Source organism: Xanthobacter cornucopiae (assembly GCF_043195065.2).
GTDB lineage: Bacteria > Pseudomonadota > Alphaproteobacteria > Rhizobiales > Xanthobacteraceae > Xanthobacter.
In genome coordinates this window covers 2,004,795-2,024,822 of sequence record NZ_CM195531.1, presented here as the reverse complement: position 1 = coordinate 2,024,822, position 20,028 = coordinate 2,004,795, and the positions used below count along the sequence as shown (strand labels likewise).

The following is a 20,028-nucleotide window of genomic DNA, read 5'->3' as shown; positions in this document are numbered from 1 at the left end:
CGGGATGCGCTGTTTGCTGGAGACAGGAATGGCTCAAGTGCCCTTCGTCGCACTATTGCGCGCCGTTGCGCCGTGTTGCGGATGAAGGCTGGCGGGGAGAGGCATCAAGAAAAGGTAAGGTCGCGCAATATCGGCTTTGGCCGGTGGCAGGGAGAAGAGCGGCATCGTCAACGCGAGGCCGAACATGTTCTCCCGTCGCCTGATCCTGTCTTTTCTTATCCTGTCGGGAGCTTACAACACGGCGAACGCCGACAGCAAACCGTCCCTGCCGGCCGCGCTCATCGTGCGGCCGCGCCTGCCAGCCGCGCCGCTCTCGGCGCATCTCGATGCGCTTGCGCCTCTTGTCTATGCCGCAGAACTGGGGCTCGGGCTTCAGAAGGCCTGGCGGCTTTTCCCGGCCGATGTGGAAACGCGCATGCGCTCCACCCTGGCCTGGGCGGACGATGCGCTCGCACGGCCCGGCTTCGTCGAGGTGCGTGCGAAGACGCTGCGCGCCTCTCGGCGGACCGGCACCGAGGCCGCCATGCGGCTCTCCTCTCGCGGCAGGGAGAGCGAGGAGGTCAGCGCCGCCATTGCGTCCATCACTTCCATCTTTGCACGGGAGGGCCATGACAGGTGAGTATCAGCCTTTCAGCCAGTATTATGCGCGTGCCTCTGTCCGATCGTCTTGCCTGGAGGTTTCCGTGCCCGAATTAAAGACATTCCCCTTTTACGTGCTGTGCGGCGTGACCCAGGGGTGGTGGCTCCGGATCCCGCCCTTCGGCCGGTTCGAGGTTGTGCCGGCCAAGGGGACCGTTCCGGTCTGGCTGACTGGACTTCTTGAGGCGTCCGGGCCGGCCTACCTCGCTCATCTCACCTGCCCTTTGTGGGCGGTGATCGAGCTGGATGTGGATGATCATGCCAAGCTCGATCTCATCAAGGATGGGACCCTTTCGGAGCGGATCGTTCGTTTCCGCTCCGGCTTCGTGGTCTATCGCGGCGACCGGCGCACCGCCCTTGATGTCTTCACAACCATGACATCAGGCGCCGCCGCATCGTCGCCCCTGCGCAGCCTGCAGGACAAGACGGGGGTGGCCCGGACTGGTGATTACGGGGTCGCCATGGCGGGGGACGAGGGATTTGCCGAGGCGGGACGCTATGGAAGCGCCGAATGCGGTGCGTTCGGCGTGGCGATGGCGGGGGAACGAGGTACCGCGCTGGCCGGGTCCCATGGGCTTGCCGTTGCGGGAGATGGCGGTGTCGCTAAAGCAGGAAATGGGGGCGTGGCGGTCAGGCGGGCTGGCAGCGGCGGCATGGCAGAGGTTGGGGACAGCGGCGGCATGGCAGAGGTTGGGGACAGCGGGGTTGCCATAGCCCAGGAGGCCGAATGTGCCGTCAAAGGGGGCCGCGGATCGGTGGTGGTCTTGCAGGTTGGCGGCCAGATGTTCGTCGGGCCGGAGGGGATTGGGGTGGCGATCATGCCCGTCAAGACTGTCGTCGTGAGCGATGACGCTCTCGCGATCCATCGCCCTCCGCTTGAGCCCGGCACACTTATATGGCTCGGGCGAAATGCCACCCTGATCTTCCGGGAGCGCTTCGCGGGCCAATGGAGGGGCGCCAGGTCCATTTCGACAGAGTCCGAAGAGGTCCGCGCCGGCGCGGTTTACGAATATACCGAGCGCGGTTTTCGCCTTATCCCGGATCTCACGCGCAGCTATTTCGATAGCGTTGACGAGCTTGAGACGGAGTATTTACCGCCGGATGACAGCCCAAAGCCCTCCGTAGAGACGAAGGACTTCCCCTTCTTCGGCACGCAACGTCCCTGGTGGGACGAGGCGTTCTCCCATGATTCCGAAGCATTCATTCTCAAGGAAGCAATCGGAGAGGCGGACCTTGTCGTCCTCACCCGCGCCATTCCGGATGCCGACCTGAAGGCGGGGCGCACCGATGGCGGCTGGTGGCTCGGCGCGCCCTGGGGCCAGGGAGACGCCGGCTTGCAACCTGGCGCGCCGTGCGCGCTTGTCCGGGTGGAGGGCGCCCACGAGGTGTGCCAGGAACAGGGCGGTGTCGTCGCATTCCGCTCGGGTACGACGCTCTACCGTGGCACCTTGCGCGGCGCGCTCGCCGTCCTCTGTGCCCTTGGCAAGGACCCGCAATGGGGATCTCGCGTGGCGTTGGCTAAACGGGGCGAAACCGCCCGAATTCCGGTCGGCTTCGTGGAGGTCCCCAAGCCTCCCGAGATGGTGGACGAAACGGAACGCCCTCCCCTCGATAAGCCGGACGTCGTTGTGTTGCGGGGGGACCGGGCCATTGGGGCGCAACCCTCCCTTGCCATCGCGCGAGAGTACGGCTGGGCCATCTGCGGTGGAGAAGCGCATGCGGCATGGGGGGGCATGGCTTGTGCCTTCGGGCACGGTGTGGCGTACGCGTACGTGAAGGGCGTTGCCATCTGCGAAAGCGGCCGCGCTGTTTCGGATCACTACAGTAGTATCGCCTGGAGCAGATTGGTCCCCGGCGACGAGGTCGGCATTCACGGGGGTATCACAGGCGGGCAGGCTGTTGCCGGGCCGCGCGGCGTCGCCGTCGCAAGCCGGGACGGCGGTTCGGCGACCGCCACCGGACTCAGAGGGGTTTCGGTGGTGATGGCCGCGGGTGTCGCGGTATGCGGCGGTGCGGGCGTCGCCATCGGCGCCGGCAAGGGTTCGGTCCAGGCCCAAGGTGGCAGGATGTCCGTGGTGGTGGCCCGGCATGGGCGCGTCAGAGGCGATAAGTATGCCTTGCTGGTTGCGCGGGATGAGCGCAGCGGGCAATGGGTTTGTGGTCTCGTGGGGCAGGACGGCATCGCGCCGAATGTTGATTATGTCGCCCGTAATGGACGCCTGGAGCCATGGTTGGTGTCCAAGACCGCGTCTCAGCAGCGCAGACGCCGGTGGCTCCATTAGGTTTGCGAAGCAAGCGCCGGCAACGGGCGGCAATGGCTGCAAAAGCACGGAGCCGCGAGTGTCACGTCACACGAACGGAGATCGTCCCATGAAGCGCATCATTCCCGCCACACTGCTGCTGCTCGCCGCCGCATCGGGCGTGCAGGCCCAGGAGGTCAAGGGCAATTTCCAGGATCTGCGCATGGTGATGCGCCTCACCATGGGGGTTGCGGGTGACCTCAGCGGAATAACGCCGGAGGAGAGCAACCGGCGCGCCGACTATCTCCTCGGCTTCGCCACGTCCTTCTTCCTGCGTTGTCCGGGCCTCACAAAGGCCGAGGAGGACGCCTTCGGCGAGCGCATGAACCGGCTCGTGAACGATCCCACAAAGCAGCAGATTGTCGCCACGCAGATCCGGCCCGGCATGCTTGATGGCAAGGCCTTCTCGGAAATTTACGGCTGCTCGGACAGCAATTCCGGGGTGAAGAACGCCCGGGAATTGCTGGTCGATTATGTGCGGGACATCAATAGGTACGTCAAATGATCGGCCCGCTCACGGGACCTCGACGGAATATTCCGCGCCCCAAGCGGTGAGACTGTCCGGGCGGCGCTTTTGCAGGCGCCGGAGATTGGTGAGGAAGCGACTCGTTTCCTCCTCGGTCAGACCGGCGGGCGCGGGATTGGCGCCGCGCGGGTCCAGCAGCGGCTGGATGGCGGGGTCCCACACGAGGATGGAGGTGGCGATGAAGCGCCCCTTCACCGGCAAGACGGGGAAGGCATCCGCCATGAGCGGCAGGGTTCCGTCCTCCAGACGCGGCTGGGATGGCGCCGGCATCCAGCGCAGGGTTTCTCCCCACGTGAGATCCCAGCTGCGCTGCCCGGCCGGGCGCGGATCGCGGACCAGGAAGGTGTAGGCCATGGCGGGTTCGCGATCGATGCCGACGACAGCGAGGCGGCCCTTATGCTTGCCGGGCACGAACACCACGGGGCCCTCATCGTCCGACGACACGAACGGCTCGAAGAACCGGCCCATCGCATACTGCTCCACCACCAGGCGGGGCATGCTGGTTGAGGCCGGCGCAGGGGTGATCTCCTGGAGCAGGGCGTCCTGCGCGCGGTCGAGGGCTGTGGCGTCCGTCACCGCGCCTGCCTCGGCGATCCTGCGCGCAAAATCGTACACGTTGCCGGACAGGTCGGCGGGCGAAAGCCCCTCCGTGCCAAGCGGTGCAAGACCCCGGCTCTTGCGCGAGAGGTCCAGGCGCCGGTTGATGAAATCCGCCAGCACGTCGGCGATCTCGGCCGAGCAGCCATAATCCCCATACAGCAGCTTGGAGAATTTCTGCGCCCCGTCGCGCCCCTCGCCGAAGATGACGGAGCCGATCTGCGCGTCGGATTGCGGCACGCCGATCAGTTCCCGGAACAGCCGCCATTTCAGGTACAGGTTGGGTATGGTCGCCATGGTCTGACCGGCTCGCATTGAAACCGGCGCAAAAGTGCGACGAACGCGCGGCCATGTCCAGCCAACGGACCGCCTGCAACATCGCGCAACGCCCCGCAATGCCGTCCAGGCGAAGGCGCCGGTACACCTCTCCCATCGGATCCGCCGCGGATCCACCGCACCGGGAGATGAAGCCATGAAGACCTTCGCCGCCGCAGCTTTCGCCGCCCTCGTCCTGGTTTCGGGCACCGGCGCCCAGGCGGAAGACGCCGGGAAGAAGATCGTCGTCAAGAACCGCCAGATGATCGTCGCCATCACCAGCGGCAAGCTGGAGGACGAGATCGTGGGCCGGCCGGCCATCATTCAGAAGAGCAACCTTGCTTACATCATCGGCATGACGCGCAGCGTGCACCGTGCGTGCGGCGTTCTCTCGGCCACGGACAGCGCCGCCCTGGACCGGCTGGACCAGGCCTACCGGGCGGAGAAGGTCAAGGACGAACTCGCGGCCGCCATGCAGGTGATGGTGGTGAGCGAGCTGGACAATGGCGCCTCCGACACCGCCGCCCTGCTCACGCGGTACGACTGCCAGGCGCTCCAGCGGTTCAATCTCACCGGACCGCTCCTCGCCTTCTGGAACAAATATCTCGCCGTCCTGAAGGGCTGAGATCGAAACTCGAACGTGGAAAGGACCATCGCCGTGAAAATGATCCCGCATCTCGCCACCGCCTTGACCTTTGCTTTCGGTCTCGGGTGCTTCTTCCTCCCGCCCTTGTCGGCGGCCTCCCCCAAGGAGGAGGCCCGGCAGCAGGCCAATGCCGCGTTCGAGACGTTTCGCGCCAAGTGTGGATCGGACTATGTGGTGGCCATCGACGTGGCGCCGCCGCCAGCTGGCGGCTTCACCCAGAGCCTTTCCCCGGCGCCCGCAGCACGATCGTCCGGCCACACCATCTACGTCATGTATTCCGATGTGCGCCTGGATGGGCGGGAAGCGACCTCCGACATGGACCGCCGCAACGGCATCGAATGGAAGGGCGTGCTGACCTACAGCGCGGCGGCGGGCCGCCAGATCTCGGTGGGCAAGGATGGGACTCGGGGCAAATGGAGCGACTGGCAGCCGGTGGGCGCGGTCTACACCGTCTCTCTCGTTCTGAAGGATGGGACGTGGACCCGCAGTGTCGGTGAAATCCCGCTTGTCGCCGGGCTCGGGCGCTATGCGACGCTGCGCCGGCCCGCATGCTCCGAGGTGCCGCCGGGCTGAGCATCACTTCGCGGCAAAGGCGTCGAAGGCCTTCAACTCCCCGGTGATCAGGTCGTCGATCTGTGCCGGAGAGCCCGGGTCGCCCAGCGTGCCGGATACATAGACCTGCGGCAGAGCCGGGCCGAAATCCCGCACGGCTGCATTGCGCTGGCGCAGCAGGGCGGCGCGAACGGAGGAGTTGCCGATGCAGGCCTGCAGGTCGTCCGGGCGCCCCTTGATGGGATCGATGAGGCGCGAGAAGGCGGCGAGCCGATCCGCTGTGGCAGAGAGGTGAAGCCAGTCCTCCATGCCACTGAGAAGGAAGCCAAAGATCCGAAACCGTACCTCCGGATCCGCCGCGCACGCGGCCACCTGCGCGGCCTGGAAGGTCCCATCGTCTCCATCGCGCCAGATGGGGCGGATCTCGAAGCGGACCTTCGCCCGTTCGGGAAACGCGCGCAGCAAGGGGCGCAACGTGTTGTTGAGGAACAACCGGCAGTCGGCGCAGTCGGCGGCGAGGAGCGCGGTCACATGCACCGGCGCATCGGCGTCACCGTTCAGAAAGGTGAAAGCGGGCGCCGCGCCTGCCTCCAGCTTCGCCTCGGTCCAGGCGCGGCTCAGCTCAAAGCCGGCCCTCTGTGAGATTTGCGGGAAGGGAAGCCGCTGCTCCACGATCTGCCAGAGCGCGACCGCGCCGGAGGGGTCGCGAGTCGCGGCGGGACCATAGCGCAGGATCTGCGCGCGCAGATCCAGGGCCACCGGATCGTTCGCCAGCTGCGGAGTCTTCAGCAGCTTCAAAGCCTCCTCCAGGTCGGGCTTGATGAGCGCCGCATCCGTGGCAGATCTCCTCCCGAAGGCAAAGATGTGCGCAAGGGTGAGGGTCGCGCGGGCATCGCCATCGGCGCTCAGACGGCGCAGCAGCGAGATGGCCGCCTCCGGGTCCGGTCCCTGACCACCCCGGTCGGAGAGATAATAGCGCGCCATGTCCGCCACCGCCGGCGGAAAGCCCTGGGCGGCGGCCTGGGACAGGAGGTCGAGGGCGCGTGGCGACGGCGGCCCTGCGGGATCGCCCCGCCCGTCCGACTGCATCTGCAACCGCGCCTTCCAATAGAGTCCGGGCGTTCCGTCATCCTTCGCAGCAATGGTCATGAGCTGAAGGCGCTCGGCATCCGAAAGCTGGAGCTCGGGATCAGAGGCCGCCTGCGTCAGCAGTTCGTCCGCTGCCGCCGGGACGCCGGCGAAGGCCGCCTTGCGCAGCCATGCCCGGTAGCGCGCCAGGTCTTCGATGCCCGTCAGCAATCCGCCGCCGCCCCGATAGGCGGCCGCAGCGCCATAGGCCGTCTTCCCGCTGGGATCGGACAGGTCCGCTTCCCGCAGTGCCGCCTCCACGCCGTCATCGCTCGCCGCCGGCACGCGACCCGGCCGTGTGGAGTTGAACTGCCGGGCGATGATGCGTGCGCCGATCTTCGCCGCCAGCACCCCCTTGGCGCCGGCGGATTCGAGGTCGCGCACCATATCGGCAAAATTGACGTTCAGGTCCGCGAGACGATCCCCGAGGGTCCAGGCGAGCAATTGTCCGCGCGGCAGATCCGTGGTGCCCGCCCGCCCGCCGAGGCTGCGCGCTTGCGCCATCAGGTGCTGGCGCTCCGCGCCTTGGACCTTCGAGGCTTCGAGGTTCGCCTCCACGGCCTTCAGGGCAAGGGCCTTGGGATCTCCGTCCCGGAAACCCGCCTCCACGGCGCTCCACTTGCCCGCGTTCCGTACCTTCTCGATGTTGCCTTCATCGTCCAGTTCCAGGCACCAGTCGCGCCGTGTCAGGCCATATTTGTCGGCCGGCCCGTCCCATGGCGGGGCACAGGTGAAGTCATACAGGGCCGGATCGAGCAGGTTCGCCCGCAGCAGCAGGCCGGTCCGCGTCTCCGGATAGAGCGAGAACCACAGCGCCACGGCCCCCAGCATCACGGCCGCCGCCGCGCCGGCAAGAGTCCTCAGCAGGATTTGCCGGCGGCTGAGGCGGTAGGGCCGCTTGCTCCAATCCCGCAGCCGCGCTTCGTCCTCCGCGGTCAGGGTGAGGGGCGGAAGCAGGCCTTCGCGATAGACCGCGACCGTCTGGGTATCTCCGGTCCACAGCGCCACCTTCGCGGCCACTGTATCGAACACGTCCTGGATTCGCGTGCCGGGTTTCAGGAGGCCCGGCATTTCCTCGGTCAACGCGACGGCGAACGGGCTGTGCCCGCCCCAGCCGTCCTGTGCCGAAGCCATGGCGGCGGTGGAATAGATCAGTTCCGAAGGGCGGGGCAGCTTGGCCGCGGCGAGCCCTTCGGTCGCCGAGACCGCGTCCGCCAGGTCCCCCACATAGGTGTTGCGGCACGCATCAAGGACGATGACGGTTGCCTTGTGGGCGCAGCGGCCGAGCTCCCGGGCGATCGTGTCAAGTGGCACCGCCCGTACGGAAAGATGGCGGGCGGACGAGATGTCCGCGCCGACGGGGATCAGGACATTGACACCGTCGGCCTGGAGGCCGTGCCCCGCATAATAGACGAAAGCGACAGCAGACGGTCCAGCCGCGTCCACGTCGTCGGCGAAAGCGATGATCGCCTCCTGCATCTGGGCGAGGTCCGCATTCTTCAGAAGGCGCACCGTGAAGCCGAGCCCTTCCAGGCCCCAGGTGATTTCTTCGGCATCGCGTACCGGATTTGCCAATGGCTGACGATGGTAGCGTCCATTTCCGATCACCAGCGCCAAGCGGGCGTCGGGGGCCGTCTGAGGCTGAATTGGACCATCCCCTATCGCCGCTCCCGCCTGCGTCGCGCCGGGCGCACGCGTGCCGCCGTTCGTAGGGGCGTTGTCGGGGGCGTCAAACCATAGATACTGCATTCAGCACCGATATGTCCTCGGCGGCATGGCCTTGCCTAATGCCTCAGTTTGGCCAATGGACGACGCGCCAGCAATCCGTATCAGCGGGGGTTTTGTTCCTCATTCAATCCAGAGATCGCTTAGGATGAGCAGAGCGCTTTTTTCACCTTACAGCGGCTAGTGTTCGCTCGAACGCCTCCGCTGGGGGAGGCGCCGCATGCTGCGACGAGCGGACTGGGCGAGGAAACGCACCCTGAATGCACAGAAGCGCATCACTATGGCCGGGGCCTCGTCGAGCGAGCCGTAGCCGTGGGACTTACCCTCCATCTCGCGAGTGTCCGCTTTCAGGCCGCAGTTGTCACCAGATCAGTGGCCGGCCTGGGCGGCGCTTTGCTGACAGGCGGCTCCGGGGCCGGGAGCGGACTAGCGGCGTATGTCATCCACAGGGCGAAAGCGGACACTCAGCTTGACAATCGACCAACCCGTCACGGTCATTAGTAACGTCCGCCATCGGGCAATCTCGCGCTCGTTTTACTTCTTAGGACCGCGCACCGGCCGCATGCTGTGTAACGCGAAAGGTGAGATGCTCTCGGCGATAGAGCGGCTGATCTTACGGAGGTGTTCTTCCGTCAGCCGCTCGCCTTCCTTCGCGCCGCATTCGTCGAAGGCTTTGTCTACTGCGCGACCGATGACCCGATCTTTCTCGGCATCCGCCTGCGACTGGAGGGTCGGGCCGATAACCGACGAGAACGCGTCTCTGACCGCGCGCTCGTCACTATGCCGATAAGCATAAATGTCATCGATCGTTGCCCGATCGAAATCCAGAGAGACTTGAACTTCGAATTCTTCCCCAGTTCGAGGATCGAAAGCATAAGCGGACTCGGCGGGCGGACCGGTGTATTTCTCGCCCAAGCAAGCCACGATCCGCGCCACACCGAAAAACTCAGCGTAGCTGAGAACCAAGCCCGTGGTCGGATCAGCGCGCAGCGCGACGCAATGAAGTGGGGCGCCCGACTTCCGGCCGGAGACCAAGTCCCGGGTGCTGAAGTATCCGAAGCAAGCCTTCGCGCTCGGATCGCGGAGGTAAGCCGTCGCCTGGTCGCACTCGTGCCAGCCAACACCGTTAGCGAACGCAAATGCGAGACACGTCTTGACCATGGAACGGCCCCCTTCGGGGCCGCCGAACTGGAAGGCAAAGTGAAAATCCCCATCGAGATATTTCTCGACCGCCGTCGCCTGCGCAAGCGTGGCTTCTATATCTAGCTCAGGGAGTTTCTTCCTCAGTCCTTCGAGAATCCGGCGCGCTTCACCCATAGACCGGGCCTTGATGTTGTAGTCGATTGAGCCGTCGGGTCGACGCGTCTTCTCGAACTCCGGGTTTGTGAAGGTTATGCCGCCTTCGGCGTGTAGCGTAACGCGTTCGCCGGTGGTCGTGACGGTCCTGAGCGACGGCATCTTGCCTCTGTCTCTCTGGACGCCGAACAAAAGGCCGAGTGGCTGCATCGTCTTAGCAAGCGCCGCGTCCCACCTCTCGCCGGTCTCGCTGTTGCATTTGCGGCAGATGAACCCGGATACGGTTTTCTGACCGCCGACCGCATTGGGGAAGATGTGCTCAGCCGAGTCACAGTGCGGGTCGGTAGGGTCGTTCGATATTTGATTGCCGCAGATAGCGCATTTAGTCATTCTCTGAATTTCCCGAAAGGGATGAAGTATCGACCGCCGCTGACCGTGCCTGCTGGGAACTGACGGAACTAAGCGGTCGGAAACGCCTGTCCGTGGAGGTATGGAGCACAGCTTGCTTTTGCAAGAGAACGCCGAGTCCGCTTCCGTACTGCCCGCGAAGAACTACAAATGGCGCAAGGGTGACGCAGTGCCCCGACCTGCGGATGTCCACATTTCGGCTACGCCCGTTACGCAATCAACGACCGGAATGGGGGCGCTTTTCTGTCCACAGCTCCGGAGCCGGGTCCGGACGGTCTGCCTTTCGGAAGTGCTCGGCATAAAGCTGCCGTTCCAGCTTCCCGTAATCAGGCAAAGTCCGTCTGGTCAGCTCGCGACGCCAAGTCGGCGGCTCACGGCAAGGGAATCCTGGTCCTTAATGCCCCTGCGGGGCACTCAGACCAACTTTAGGGCTGGCGTCGCGCCTGGGGCCCGCTTGACTGTCGCCTAAAGTCACGCGGCTGCTGACGCGACCTAGGGCGCTCTTCGCCGATGCGGCCTCGGACACTTCTCCTGGCTTCCATCAAAGAGGCAAAGGAATTCCCCGGCGGGATTTCGAGTCGCGCAGCATCTATCTTCAAAAGATAGCGTAAGAAAATATCTCTGATCTCTGTGAATTTCTGAGCGTTGGGCTGGATCGTGAGCTTTTTGATCTCGTCTCGAACGGGCAGTTCTGCAAAGCCGGTGACTAAAGCGGTCTGCTCAAGATAAACGGAAGATCCCAACACCAGCTCGAGATGAGCGATACCGCTTTCCTTAATAGCGACGCGATCGGACAACTCGACGTCCTCCGAGTTGGGATCGAGCGTCTCGACGAGGCCGCGCTTGTAGATACGACGAAGTGTCCGGAGTGTGATCTCAACCGGCACTCCGCATTGATCGAAATATGAGCAGAGGTCATCGGCAAGCCAGTGCCGATCGTCCGACTCTCCCGCTTTTGATGCATTGAGCTTCTGCCGGAGCATCCAGAGGCAATAAAATGGCAACAGCGGCGATCCGGGCTTGGTCTGTTCCGTCACAAAGACGTTGGTCACGAAGTCGTTCTCGACCTCGCTGAGACGATCATATTCGCCTTTGATCAACGCGCGGTGCGTCCGCAGCCGATCTGCCGTGACGCTTGGACCGCCGAATGATGACTTGATGATGTCGTCGACCTTGAGTTCGGGCGACACGAAGATGCGTTCGGCGAGCTTCAACATTCTTCGGATGTCAAAATTGCCGAGCCGACCAATCAGACCCGTAACGTAATCGTTGTCGACGAAAACCTTTTCAACAGTATCAGCCATCACCCGAATGTCATTTACCTGAACTCTGAATCCACGCCTTGAGAAGTAAGCTTCGGTCTTCGGCTTCTCGCCATTCAATTTCTTCTTGATGAATGTGACACGTCGCGAAATGATCTGCTTCGCATCCGGAACCGGAAGATAAAAACTTCTGGAGGTATAGCTCTGAAGCGCCCCTGCCTTGGAAAGGCGCCAGACGGAGCGATCCGTGATTGGCACGATATTGAAAATCGGCGCGGCACTTTCGAGAGAATGCGCCAACTGATAGACGTTATCTTGAACCTCCAGCGGAAATTGATCCGTGTTATCGAACACCAGACACGGTAGTAGCCCGTGACCTTTAGCAGCGCGCGCCAGCAAGAGACGAACGTACTCGTCGGCGTGCGTTTCGCGCCGCGCTTCGATATGTCGGCCGAACTCGATCTTGAAGGCGTTTTTGTCGGACTCGTAGAGATGTTTGAGCGGCCCTTTGGACATCCGCTGGTACTCGCTGAAAAAGATCCCCTGAAGCTCTTCGTATGAAGGCGCCTCTCCCGCAGTGATTCCGTCCTCCAGAGCGTTGCGTAGCTGCAGGATGCACCACTCGACAGCCGTCGCGGCCGAGCCAGTGCTTTCGGCGAGATCCACTCGAGCGAGCAGGCACTTTTTCCGCAGTGCCTGGGGCAGGATGTCGCCGAAAAATCGGTCTATGAACGTCGACTTCCCTGAGCCCTTATTGCCGATTAATAGGACCGTCTCGGCTCGCTGCGTAGCCATCGTCCGCTCGATCTGATCCTGAAGCACGCCACCCCGATCGGTCGCGATCGACGCCACGTTGTTAAGCACGTTCTGGATGATTTTTTCGAGCTCTAGATCGGCTTTGTGGCTTTCTGCGGTCTCAACAAAACAATCCCGCAGCATCTCCTTATCTTGGTCGTTAGACAGCCTGGAGAAGAACTGCGCGAACAATTCCGCCGCGTCGCTGGCCATTGGATCACGTACGCGCATCTTCGCTTCATTCGGCGGGTAAACGGTATACTGCTGTTCGGCTTCCGAGACGGTATAACCTTCTGCATCGTTGAGATGCGCGATATGGCGTTTATCGAGAACGCCCCGAGGTGAGATCAACTCCGTGAATGGAACAAAGTAATCTTTCACGGCCATCCAAGACGGAAAAAGAATCCCCTTGCCCTTCAAAGGCGGACGCCCATCTGTCCGGGATGCTCTGAAGAAAAGCCATGTCAGCCCGTCAGTTAGGACGGCTGTCGGGACGCCCTGTTCGTTTGCGTATGCGAGAGCTTGCCTAATTCCCTCCTTCATTGGCTTTGCGACGGGTCCGTCCAACGCGATCGTCATCTTCTCGTTGGACTTTGTCTCGGGAGCTAGCAAACCGGACCTTTTTGCTTCCAGGACAAACAGGTTTCTCTCCGAGCCTGTCTTGAAAAGGTAATCGATGAACCCGCTGTCTGTCGAAGGCTCGGTGAAGATGGCGTCACGTTCCCATCCCATAACCTCGAGAAGGATTCGGTCCAAAGCCTTGAAACGCGTGTCCGCTTCGTTCGGACCGGACTGCAGGGCTATTAAGATCTCTGCTTCGATGCCTTGAAGCCGACCGAAAGCCTCGTCGATGGCATTGCTCATCCCGAATCCTTGCGCGTTTGCTCCCGCGGACTATCCAGACAGAAACGCGATTTGTCGACTCGGGAAGCCTAGCGACCGACTGTGTGGAAATGCCCTCACCAACCTACAGCGACGTCCTATGTAGCAGCAACGGAACGACGCCTGCGGCAAAGTATGCGTCCACTGCGGCGGCTGGGAGGGATGGGCGCAAAGTGAGCTTTAGCCTACGTCATACAGCATCAGCTTTCGAGCGGAGGCAGAGTTTGCCTCATCGGCCGGAATGGGGGCGCAAAGCGGCCGCCGCCGACGATCCAGGAAGCTCCAAAGCGGAATTCTCCGGCGGCCACGCGCTGCGATACCTCATCGCTTGAACGGACGTCCACTTTTCGAAAGTGAACCGACAGTCAGCGGAGGCGCTGAGCGCGGATTGACGCATTGCCCCTCAATGCATAGGGTCTGCTCCTATGCCTAGACCCTCGATGCCTGATGCCGCAGCGAAGACCGGGCCCGACTTCCTCAGTCGGGCCTACTGGAACGGCACCATCAAGATGAGCCTGTCCAAGTTCTTCATCCTGTGCGTGCTCCACCAGCGGGCCATGCACGGCTACGACATCGCCCGCGCCGTGGAGCAGACCACGAACGGCTGCTGTTCCCCCACCGAGGGGACCATCTACCCGGTGCTGCGGGAGTTCGAGGAAGGCGGCTATCTCACCGTCGAGACCGAGGTCGTCTCCGGGCGGGAGCGGAAAGTCTACACCCTGACCGACAAGGGCCGGGCCGCCTTCAAGGTCGCCGTCGAGGCATGGATGGACGTCACCCGCTGCCTGCTTGATGCCGGAAAGCTCGTCGAGGGGAACGGCCCGGCATGCTGCCCATGACCATCCTTCATTTGCCCCGAAGCATTGATGGTCGATGCATGAAGGAATGCGCTGTTCGCCTTCCACGGGTTCCCGGCTCCGGAATGAACGCATGACCGGCACCTCGGCAGCCACAACAGACGTGCCACCCCTGAGCGGCAGAAGCTGGTTCATCACCGGCCTCGGCATCGGGCAGATTTGCTCATGGGGATCGCTCTATTATGCCTTCCCGCCCATCGCCGAGGCCATGGAGCGGGAACTCGGCTGGTCGAAGCCCGAGACCTATGGCGCAGCCACCCTCGGCCTGATCCTAGCGGGCTTCGCCGCCTATCCCGTCGGATCGGCCATCGACCGAGGCCATGGCCGCTTCGTGATGGCCGGCGGCTCCCTGATCGCTGGCCTCCTGCTTCTCGGTTGGTCGCAGATCGCGTCCCTCCTGCCCTTCTATCTCTGCGTCGCCGGGATCGGCATCGTGCAGGCCGCCACCCTCTATGAACCCGCCTTCGCCGTCGTCGCCCGGCGCAGCGGCAGCGGTGGGGCACGGGCCGGGATCACAGCCCTCACGCTATGGGGCGGCTTCGCCTCCACCGTCTTCATCCCCATCGTCCAGCATCTGCTCGACACCGTGGGATGGCGGGGAACGCTCATGGTGCTGGGCGGCGTGAACCTGATCCTCTGCGCCACCCTCTATGCCCTCGTCATCGATCCACGGGCGGATCATCCCGAACGCACAGCCCCGGCGACGTCGGCAATGGTGGGAAGCGGCATCGTCCGTGGGGTCATGCGCCTTCCCGCCTTCTGGGCCCTAGCGATCGCCTTGACGGCCTATTACGCCGCCTTCTCCGCCTTCACGTTCCACTTCTACCCGCTGCTCATTGAGCGCGGCTTCGATACCGGCACGGTGGTCGCAGCCATGGCCATCATCGGTCCCGCTCAGGTCGCGGGCCGGATCGCCATCTGGGTGTTCGCTCCGAAAGCATCGGTGCGCCTGATCGGCAGTGCCGTCGTGCTGGTCTTCCCGGTGGCACTCCTCGCCCTTCAGGCACTTCCGCCGAGCTTCACCCTCGTCGCCGCCGTGGCGGCCCTCTACGGCGGCGCCAACGGCATCATGACCATCGTGCGCGGCCTTGCCGTCCCGGAGATGCTCACGCGGGAAGCCTATGGGGCCGTCAATGGTGCGCTCGCCGCGCCGGGGACGATCGCGCGGGCCATCGCGCCCGTCGGTGCCGCATCCATCTGGGCCAGTACCGGCTCATACGATGCCGTTGTGATCGCGCTCGTGATCGGAGCCTGCATCCTCGTGATTGGCTTCTGGAGCGCCGCTCTGCTTTCCGTCCGCGCGTCCCGCGCAGCCATCTGACATCAAGGTTCAAGTGATGACCGACACGACTTCGTCCCCGGACTTCCCCGCGCTCGACGAGAGGCACCTCGTCCTTCCCGATGCCGCTCTTCTAGAGCCTCGCTCGGTCCCCGATCACGCACCCCGCATCCTCCTTCTGTACGGCTCCCTGCGCGAGCGGTCGTACAGCCGCCTGCTGACCGAGGAAGCGGCTCGGCTCCTTGAACGCATGGGTGCCGAGACCCGCATCTTCGATCCACGCGACCTCCCGCTGCCGGATAGCGTGTCTCCAGATCACCCGAAGGTGCAGGAGCTGCGCGCCCTGTCCACATGGTCGGAGGGACAGGTCTGGTGCAGCCCGGAACGCCACGGCAACATCACCGGCGTGTTCAAGAGCCAGATCGACTGGCTGCCCCTTGAGATGGGTGGCATCCGGCCGACGCAGGGCCGCACGCTCGCCGTCATGCAGGTGAGCGGGGGGTCCCAGTCCTTTAATGCCGTGAACTCTCTCCGTGTCCTCGGCCGCTGGATGCGGATGGTCACGATCCCGAACCAGTCGTCGGTGGCGAAGGCCCATCAGGAATTCGACGAGGCCGGGCGCATGAAGCCCTCGGCCTATTACGACCGGGTCGTGGACGTCATGGAAGAGCTGATGAAGTTCACGCTGCTCGTCCGGGGCCGAGCCGACTACCTCGTCGACCGCTATTCCGAGCGCCGCCAGCAGGCTGAAGCGCGCAGGCATGCGATGGAGGACAGCTTGGCAGATATCCGATCACGATAGTCTCGAGGATGGGCGCTCGCTTCGCTCCTGCCGAACGCTCCGCTACGATCGGATCGGGCATTTTCCTAGGGGCGGGATTTGGATGTCGGATGGGAATGAGGCGACAGAAGCCTATCAGGCACACCTCAAGCACCAATACGGGTTTCCCGATGAATGGTTCTACTACGAACGCATCGACGAACACTCGGGAAGCGGGGGTGTCCGCGCCTTCGACCCTCCCCAACTGGATCGGGTGCCCGAATATCTGCTGAAGAACTGGGGCTTGTTCAAACGCCTGATATTGAGTGTCAGAGACCTGTCACACGCAGGAAGCGCAATTGCCTTTATTGAAGAGGAGGTGGACCACGAAGGGCGATACCCGCTTGCGACCCTGCGAAAGTTCATCTGCTACGAAACGACCTTGATCGTCTCCTATTGTCGGCCGTTCTCGGAATCGAAGGGAGGCATTCCCTCGCTCTCCTACGGTGCCCTCGGGATCAAGCTCTCACCGTTCACCCGCGCCTTGCACGACGACCTCATTATCAAGCGGAACACCCTCTTCGCCCACAGCGACGCCAGCCAGGTCGAATATGGGGCTCCGGTGGTGATGAAGAGCCGCAATTGGGCTGGCGAGTCCTTCACATGCCTGAATCCGCCGAGGTTCAACGAGGGGGTCATGCTTGACTACCAGCGCGTCCAGCAGGCAAAGGTTCTCAACACCTCGCTGCTCGATGCCGTCAGGGCGCGCCTACAGGCGATGCACGTCCACTTCCTCGACGTACTGCCATCTATGGACATGGACCTGCACGACCCAGCACGCTGAAAGCTGCCGTTAGCCACGGATCCGCGTAATGGGTTTCACGCAACTCTTGGCGACGGTTCAAGCTACTGAACGCCAAGCACCGGCAGCCACAGTGCCAGCGCGATGAGCGTGACCAGCAGGACCGGCGGCGTGATCACCAGCCCGACCTTCATGTACGCCCCCCATGTGATCTTCTGCCCCTTGCTGCCCAGCACGTGCAGCCAGAGCAGCGTGGCGAGGCTTCCGATCGGGGTGAACTTAGGGCCGAGGTCGCAGCCAATGACGTTCGCATAGACCATGACCTCCCGCATGAGCGGGGAGACGTCCGGAGCCTGCTGGACGGCAATGGCCCCGATCAGGACGCTGGGCATGTTGTTCATGACCGAGGACAGAATGGCCGACGTGAAGCCGGTCCCGATCGCGCCGGCCATCGTTCCCTGTCCGGCGAACCACTGGAGTAGGCCTGCGAGGTGATCGGTCAGACCCGCATTCTTCAGCCCGTAGACCACCAGATACATGCCGAGGCTGAACAGCACGATCTGCCACGGTGCGGAGGCCACGGCCTTTCGGACGGAAATGGCATTCCCCAGCCCGGCGACCGCTATGAGCACAAGAGCACCGGCCCCCGTCACAGCCGCCACCGGGATGCCGAAGGGCGCGGTCACGAAGTATGCGGCGAGGAGGATCGCCAGCATAGGGAAAGCGGCGACGAACACGCCCCGGTCCCGGATCGCACTTGCTGGAACATCGAGCTCGCCGACATCGTAGGTCGCCGGGATGTCCTTCCGATAGAAGAGCCAGAGCACGATCAGGGTCGCCGCAAGGGAGACGACGTTCACCGGCACCATGACCGCCGCATAGCGGTCAAACGTGATGCCGAAGAAGTTCGCGCTGACGATGTTGACCAGGTTCGAGATGACCAGCGGCAAGCTCGTGCTGTCCGCCACGAAGCCGCAGGCGACGATGAAGGCCATGGCAGCGGCAGGCCGGAAGTTCAGTCTCAGCAGGATGGCGAGCACGATGGGCGTCAGCAGGAGGGCCGCGCCGTCGTTCGCAAACACGGCCGCGATCGCCGCGCCCAGCAGGATCACGAGGGGAAACAGGAGTGCACCTCGGCCCTTCCCCCACCGGGCGACATGGAGGGCCGCCCATTGGAAGAACCCCGCCTCATCCAGCAGCAGCGAGATGATGATGAGCGCGACGAAGGTGAAGGTCGCATCCCAGACGATGTCCCAGACCACCGGGACATCAGCGAGGCCGATCACGCCCGTCGCCAGCGCCAGAGCCGCGCCACCGAGCGCACTCCAGCCGATGCCTAGCCCTCTCGGCTGCCAGATGACGAGCACGAGGGTGGCGATGAAGATCGCGACGGCGAGCATGGGCGCAAATCCAGGGAAAGAGCTCAGGAATTGGTCACGCGGTTTCCCGCGTCGTCGACGACGCGTTCGCCGTCTTCCTTGGTGAAGGCGCCGCGCTGCGGCGGCAGGAGGTCGAGGACCTCTTCGGATGGGCGGCACAGCCGGACACCCTTCGGGCTCACCACCAGGGGACGGTTGATGAGGATTGGGTGCGCCATCATGGCATCGAGCAGGTCGTCATCGGTCAGCGCCGGATTGGCGAGACCTAGCGCCGCGAAGGGCGTGCCCTTTTCGCGCAGGAGGGCGCGGACTGTCATTCCGGCCCGGTCGACAAGCTGACGAAGCATGACGCGAGAAGGTGGGCACTTCAGGTATTCGATGACGTGCGGCTCCACACCAGCGTTCAGGATCAGGGCCAACGTGTTGCGGGAGGTTCCACATTCCGGGTTGTGGTAGATGACCACGTCCATCATTTCGACTCCGAATGGAGGAGATTTGAGCGGGCAACATAAGCGTCCGTCAGTTGACCGATCGCGCGGAGCTGGTTGTGGAGCGCCATGCGATCGAGAGAGCGCAGCGGAAGCGCCATGAATGCCGAAATCCGGTTCAAGAGATAGCGCTGCGCCCTGACAAAAGCCTTCCGCCGCTCAAGATAGGTTCCCTCGACCGCTGCCGGATCTTCAATGCCCCAGTGGGCCGTCGCCGGGTGGCCGGGCCAGATGGGGCAGGTCTCGCCCGCCGCGTCGTCGCAGACCGTGAAGATGAAATCCATGGTGGGAGTATCCGCCCGGGCGAACACCTCCCAGCTCTTGGAAGACAGTCCGTCGGTCGGGAAGTCCGCCTCCCGCAGCACCTCGATGGCAAGCGGGTTGACCTCGCCCTTGGGCTTGCTCCCCGCCGAGAAGGCGCGGAAGCGGCCTTCACCGAGCTTATTCAGCATGGCCTCGCCAAGGATCGAGCGGGCCGAATTCCCCGTGCAGAGGAAGAGCACGTTGTAGGTGTGGTCAGTCATGTGACCCTTGCTCCGGGCATGAACAGGCGGTCAGCGCCTGCATTGCGGGCGCGCAGACCTCCGGATGGCCCTGGCAACAGTCCCGCATCAGGAAGGCTGCGAGGCCCGCCAGGGCATCGAGGGCCGCGCTGTAGATGATCGAGCGGGATTGCCGGCGCGAGCGCACAAGGCCCGCATGCTCCAGCTCTTTCAGATGGAAGGACAGGGTCGACATCGACGCACCGACCGCCTCGCTGATCGCTCCGGCCGAGATTCCATCAGGCCCGGCAATCACGAGACGCCGAACGATCCGCAACCGGGTCTCCTGGGAGAGAGCGCCGAACGCGGTCAAGGCAGCGAGTTCGTCCATATGGCCCCCACAATTCGATATTTATCGAAATATTGAATTGTGGGATGATCCGCAAGCCCTTCATAAGCGGGCTTGCGCTATTTCTCTTTGCAGTGGGGAGACGGACAGTGGCGCTGTCAAAACCTCAGTTTAGGGCGCAAACGCCAACACATTGATCACACTGGAGCGTCCGCATTGTATTGGCGGCTTGACGTCTGCTCTCGGCGCAAAGGGTGCCTACGTGCCGTGCCTCGCTAATGTCCGCTTTTGGGCCGCAGCCGTTACCAGATCAACGACCGGAATGGGGGCGCAAAGCGGACGTCTCTGAAAGGGCCGTTGAGGGGTCGCTTTGGGTCAATCTGCGACATTGTCCTGCCGGCTATAAGCAGCCGCCCGCACTCCATCTCCAGCAGCCTCTGTAACGTCTTCGCCTCATCCCGTTGCGCCCCGCATCTGCGCGTCCTGCTCCTCGTCCGTGACCCGGCACACTCGCTAGTTCGGAGTTTGGCTTGGTGGCGAGGCCGCCGTAGAGGCGCGCCC

Annotated in this window: 17 protein-coding genes; 9 read left to right on the top strand and 8 right to left on the bottom strand. The window is 63.5% G+C overall.

All coding sequences use genetic code 11. From position 1 onward, the window contains the following. The first annotated feature begins 184 nt into the window (after positions 1-184). From V5F53_RS09015 to V5F53_RS09005, 3 genes are all read left to right on the top strand, one after another. The gene (locus tag V5F53_RS09015; protein WP_274774095.1) at positions 185-619 is read left to right on the top strand and encodes a hypothetical protein; all 435 of its coding nucleotides are present in this window, start codon (positions 185-187) and stop codon (positions 617-619) included. A gap of 64 nt (positions 620-683) precedes the next feature. Next, entirely contained in the window at positions 684-2,921 is a 2,238-nt protein-coding gene (locus V5F53_RS09010; RefSeq protein ID WP_332119563.1) for a hypothetical protein, read from the top strand. Positions 2,922-3,009: 88 nt separating this feature from the next. Continuing rightward, on the top strand, positions 3,010-3,444 hold the full coding sequence (locus V5F53_RS09005; protein ID WP_274774093.1) for a hypothetical protein: 435 nt from the start codon (positions 3,010-3,012) through the stop codon (positions 3,442-3,444). Positions 3,445-3,453: 9 nt separating this feature from the next. Here the strand turns inward: V5F53_RS09005 and V5F53_RS09000 are convergent, their stop codons facing one another. Continuing rightward, positions 3,454-4,359, bottom strand: a complete 906-nt coding sequence (locus tag V5F53_RS09000; protein ID WP_274774092.1) for a hypothetical protein — start codon at positions 4,357-4,359, stop codon at positions 3,454-3,456. Between the two features lie 175 nt (positions 4,360-4,534). Here V5F53_RS09000 and V5F53_RS08995 point away from each other — a divergent pair, with 175 nt between their 5' ends. Further along, positions 4,535-5,002 carry a hypothetical protein gene (locus V5F53_RS08995; RefSeq protein ID WP_274774091.1) on the top strand — a complete coding sequence of 156 codons (468 nt, stop codon included), beginning with the start codon at positions 4,535-4,537 and terminating at the stop codon, positions 5,000-5,002. Positions 5,003-5,035: 33 nt separating this feature from the next. Further along, positions 5,036-5,596 carry a hypothetical protein gene (locus tag V5F53_RS08990; protein WP_274774090.1) on the top strand — a complete coding sequence of 187 codons (561 nt, stop codon included), beginning with the start codon at positions 5,036-5,038 and terminating at the stop codon, positions 5,594-5,596. 3 nt (positions 5,597-5,599) lie between these two features. Here the strand turns inward: V5F53_RS08990 and V5F53_RS08985 are convergent, their stop codons facing one another. From V5F53_RS08985 to V5F53_RS08975, 3 genes are all read right to left on the bottom strand, one after another. Next, on the bottom strand, positions 5,600-8,311 hold the full coding sequence (locus tag V5F53_RS08985) for a caspase family protein (RefSeq protein WP_332119566.1): 2,712 nt from the start codon (positions 8,309-8,311) through the stop codon (positions 5,600-5,602). A 651-nt stretch (positions 8,312-8,962) separates the two neighbouring features. Beyond that, complete coding sequence (locus tag V5F53_RS08980) at positions 8,963-10,114, bottom strand: HNH endonuclease (RefSeq protein ID WP_332119564.1); 1,152 nt, start codon at positions 10,112-10,114, stop codon at positions 8,963-8,965. 443 nt (positions 10,115-10,557) lie between these two features. After that, positions 10,558-13,053, bottom strand: coding sequence for an ATP-binding protein (locus V5F53_RS08975; RefSeq protein WP_332119565.1), 2,496 nt, complete (start codon positions 13,051-13,053; stop codon positions 10,558-10,560). Positions 13,054-13,511: 458 nt separating this feature from the next. On the opposite strand from V5F53_RS08975, the gene V5F53_RS08970 reads away from it, so the two are divergent. The 4 genes from V5F53_RS08970 to V5F53_RS08955 all read left to right on the top strand — a co-directional run bounded on the left by V5F53_RS08970 (position 13,512) and on the right by V5F53_RS08955 (position 16,811). Continuing rightward, positions 13,512-13,910, top strand: coding sequence for a PadR family transcriptional regulator (locus tag V5F53_RS08970; protein WP_244421803.1), 399 nt, complete (start codon positions 13,512-13,514; stop codon positions 13,908-13,910). A gap of 91 nt (positions 13,911-14,001) precedes the next feature. Then, positions 14,002-15,249, top strand: coding sequence for an MFS transporter (locus V5F53_RS08965; RefSeq protein ID WP_043878999.1), 1,248 nt, complete (start codon positions 14,002-14,004; stop codon positions 15,247-15,249). Positions 15,250-15,265: 16 nt separating this feature from the next. Next, entirely contained in the window at positions 15,266-16,009 is a 744-nt protein-coding gene (gene arsH, locus V5F53_RS08960) for an arsenical resistance protein ArsH (RefSeq protein WP_012169805.1), read from the top strand. A gap of 82 nt (positions 16,010-16,091) precedes the next feature. Next, positions 16,092-16,811, top strand: coding sequence for a hypothetical protein (locus V5F53_RS08955; RefSeq protein ID WP_332119898.1), 720 nt, complete (start codon positions 16,092-16,094; stop codon positions 16,809-16,811). Positions 16,812-16,873: 62 nt separating this feature from the next. On the opposite strand, the gene V5F53_RS08950 is transcribed toward V5F53_RS08955, so the two are convergent. Genes V5F53_RS08950 through V5F53_RS08935 form a run of 4 tightly spaced genes read right to left on the bottom strand, consistent with a single transcriptional unit; the run spans position 16,874 to position 19,509 of the window. Beyond that, positions 16,874-18,169, bottom strand: a complete 1,296-nt coding sequence (locus V5F53_RS08950) for an arsenic transporter (protein ID WP_012169803.1) — start codon at positions 18,167-18,169, stop codon at positions 16,874-16,876. 23 nt (positions 18,170-18,192) lie between these two features. Continuing rightward, the gene (arsC, locus tag V5F53_RS08945; protein WP_332119890.1) at positions 18,193-18,618 is read right to left on the bottom strand and encodes an arsenate reductase (glutaredoxin); all 426 of its coding nucleotides are present in this window, start codon (positions 18,616-18,618) and stop codon (positions 18,193-18,195) included. Next, entirely contained in the window at positions 18,618-19,160 is a 543-nt protein-coding gene (locus tag V5F53_RS08940; protein WP_012169801.1) for an arsenate reductase ArsC, read from the bottom strand. Before V5F53_RS08940 ends, arsC begins: the two co-directional genes overlap by 1 nt. After that, on the bottom strand, positions 19,153-19,509 hold the full coding sequence (locus tag V5F53_RS08935; RefSeq protein ID WP_012169800.1) for an ArsR/SmtB family transcription factor: 357 nt from the start codon (positions 19,507-19,509) through the stop codon (positions 19,153-19,155). The genes V5F53_RS08940 and V5F53_RS08935 overlap by 8 nt, the downstream gene beginning before the upstream one ends. Positions 19,510-20,028: the final 519 nt, after the last annotated feature.

What these genes read in the sequence shown, in the direction of transcription:
- V5F53_RS08975 (WP_332119565.1), bottom strand. Translation starts at nt 13,053, where the DNA reads ATGAGCAATGCCATCGACGAGGCTTTCGGTCGGCTTCAAGGCATCGAA.
- V5F53_RS08955 (WP_332119898.1), top strand. Translation starts at nt 16,092, where the DNA reads ATGTCGGATGGGAATGAGGCGACAGAAGCCTATCAGGCACACCTCAAG.
- V5F53_RS08950 (WP_012169803.1), bottom strand. Translation starts at nt 18,169, where the DNA reads ATGCTCGCCGTCGCGATCTTCATCGCCACCCTCGTGCTCGTCATCTGG.
- V5F53_RS09005 (WP_274774093.1), top strand. Translation starts at nt 3,010, where the DNA reads ATGAAGCGCATCATTCCCGCCACACTGCTGCTGCTCGCCGCCGCATCG.
- V5F53_RS09000 (WP_274774092.1), bottom strand. Translation starts at nt 4,359, where the DNA reads ATGGCGACCATACCCAACCTGTACCTGAAATGGCGGCTGTTCCGGGAA.
- V5F53_RS08935 (WP_012169800.1), bottom strand. Translation starts at nt 19,509, where the DNA reads ATGGACGAACTCGCTGCCTTGACCGCGTTCGGCGCTCTCTCCCAGGAG.
- V5F53_RS08995 (WP_274774091.1), top strand. Translation starts at nt 4,535, where the DNA reads ATGAAGACCTTCGCCGCCGCAGCTTTCGCCGCCCTCGTCCTGGTTTCG.
- V5F53_RS09015 (WP_274774095.1), top strand. Translation starts at nt 185, where the DNA reads ATGTTCTCCCGTCGCCTGATCCTGTCTTTTCTTATCCTGTCGGGAGCT.
- V5F53_RS08980 (WP_332119564.1), bottom strand. Translation starts at nt 10,114, where the DNA reads ATGACTAAATGCGCTATCTGCGGCAATCAAATATCGAACGACCCTACC.
- V5F53_RS08965 (WP_043878999.1), top strand. Translation starts at nt 14,002, where the DNA reads ATGACCGGCACCTCGGCAGCCACAACAGACGTGCCACCCCTGAGCGGC.
- arsC (WP_332119890.1), bottom strand. Translation starts at nt 18,618, where the DNA reads ATGGACGTGGTCATCTACCACAACCCGGAATGTGGAACCTCCCGCAAC.
- arsH (WP_012169805.1), top strand. Translation starts at nt 15,266, where the DNA reads ATGACCGACACGACTTCGTCCCCGGACTTCCCCGCGCTCGACGAGAGG.
- V5F53_RS08940 (WP_012169801.1), bottom strand. Translation starts at nt 19,160, where the DNA reads ATGACTGACCACACCTACAACGTGCTCTTCCTCTGCACGGGGAATTCG.
- V5F53_RS08970 (WP_244421803.1), top strand. Translation starts at nt 13,512, where the DNA reads ATGCCTGATGCCGCAGCGAAGACCGGGCCCGACTTCCTCAGTCGGGCC.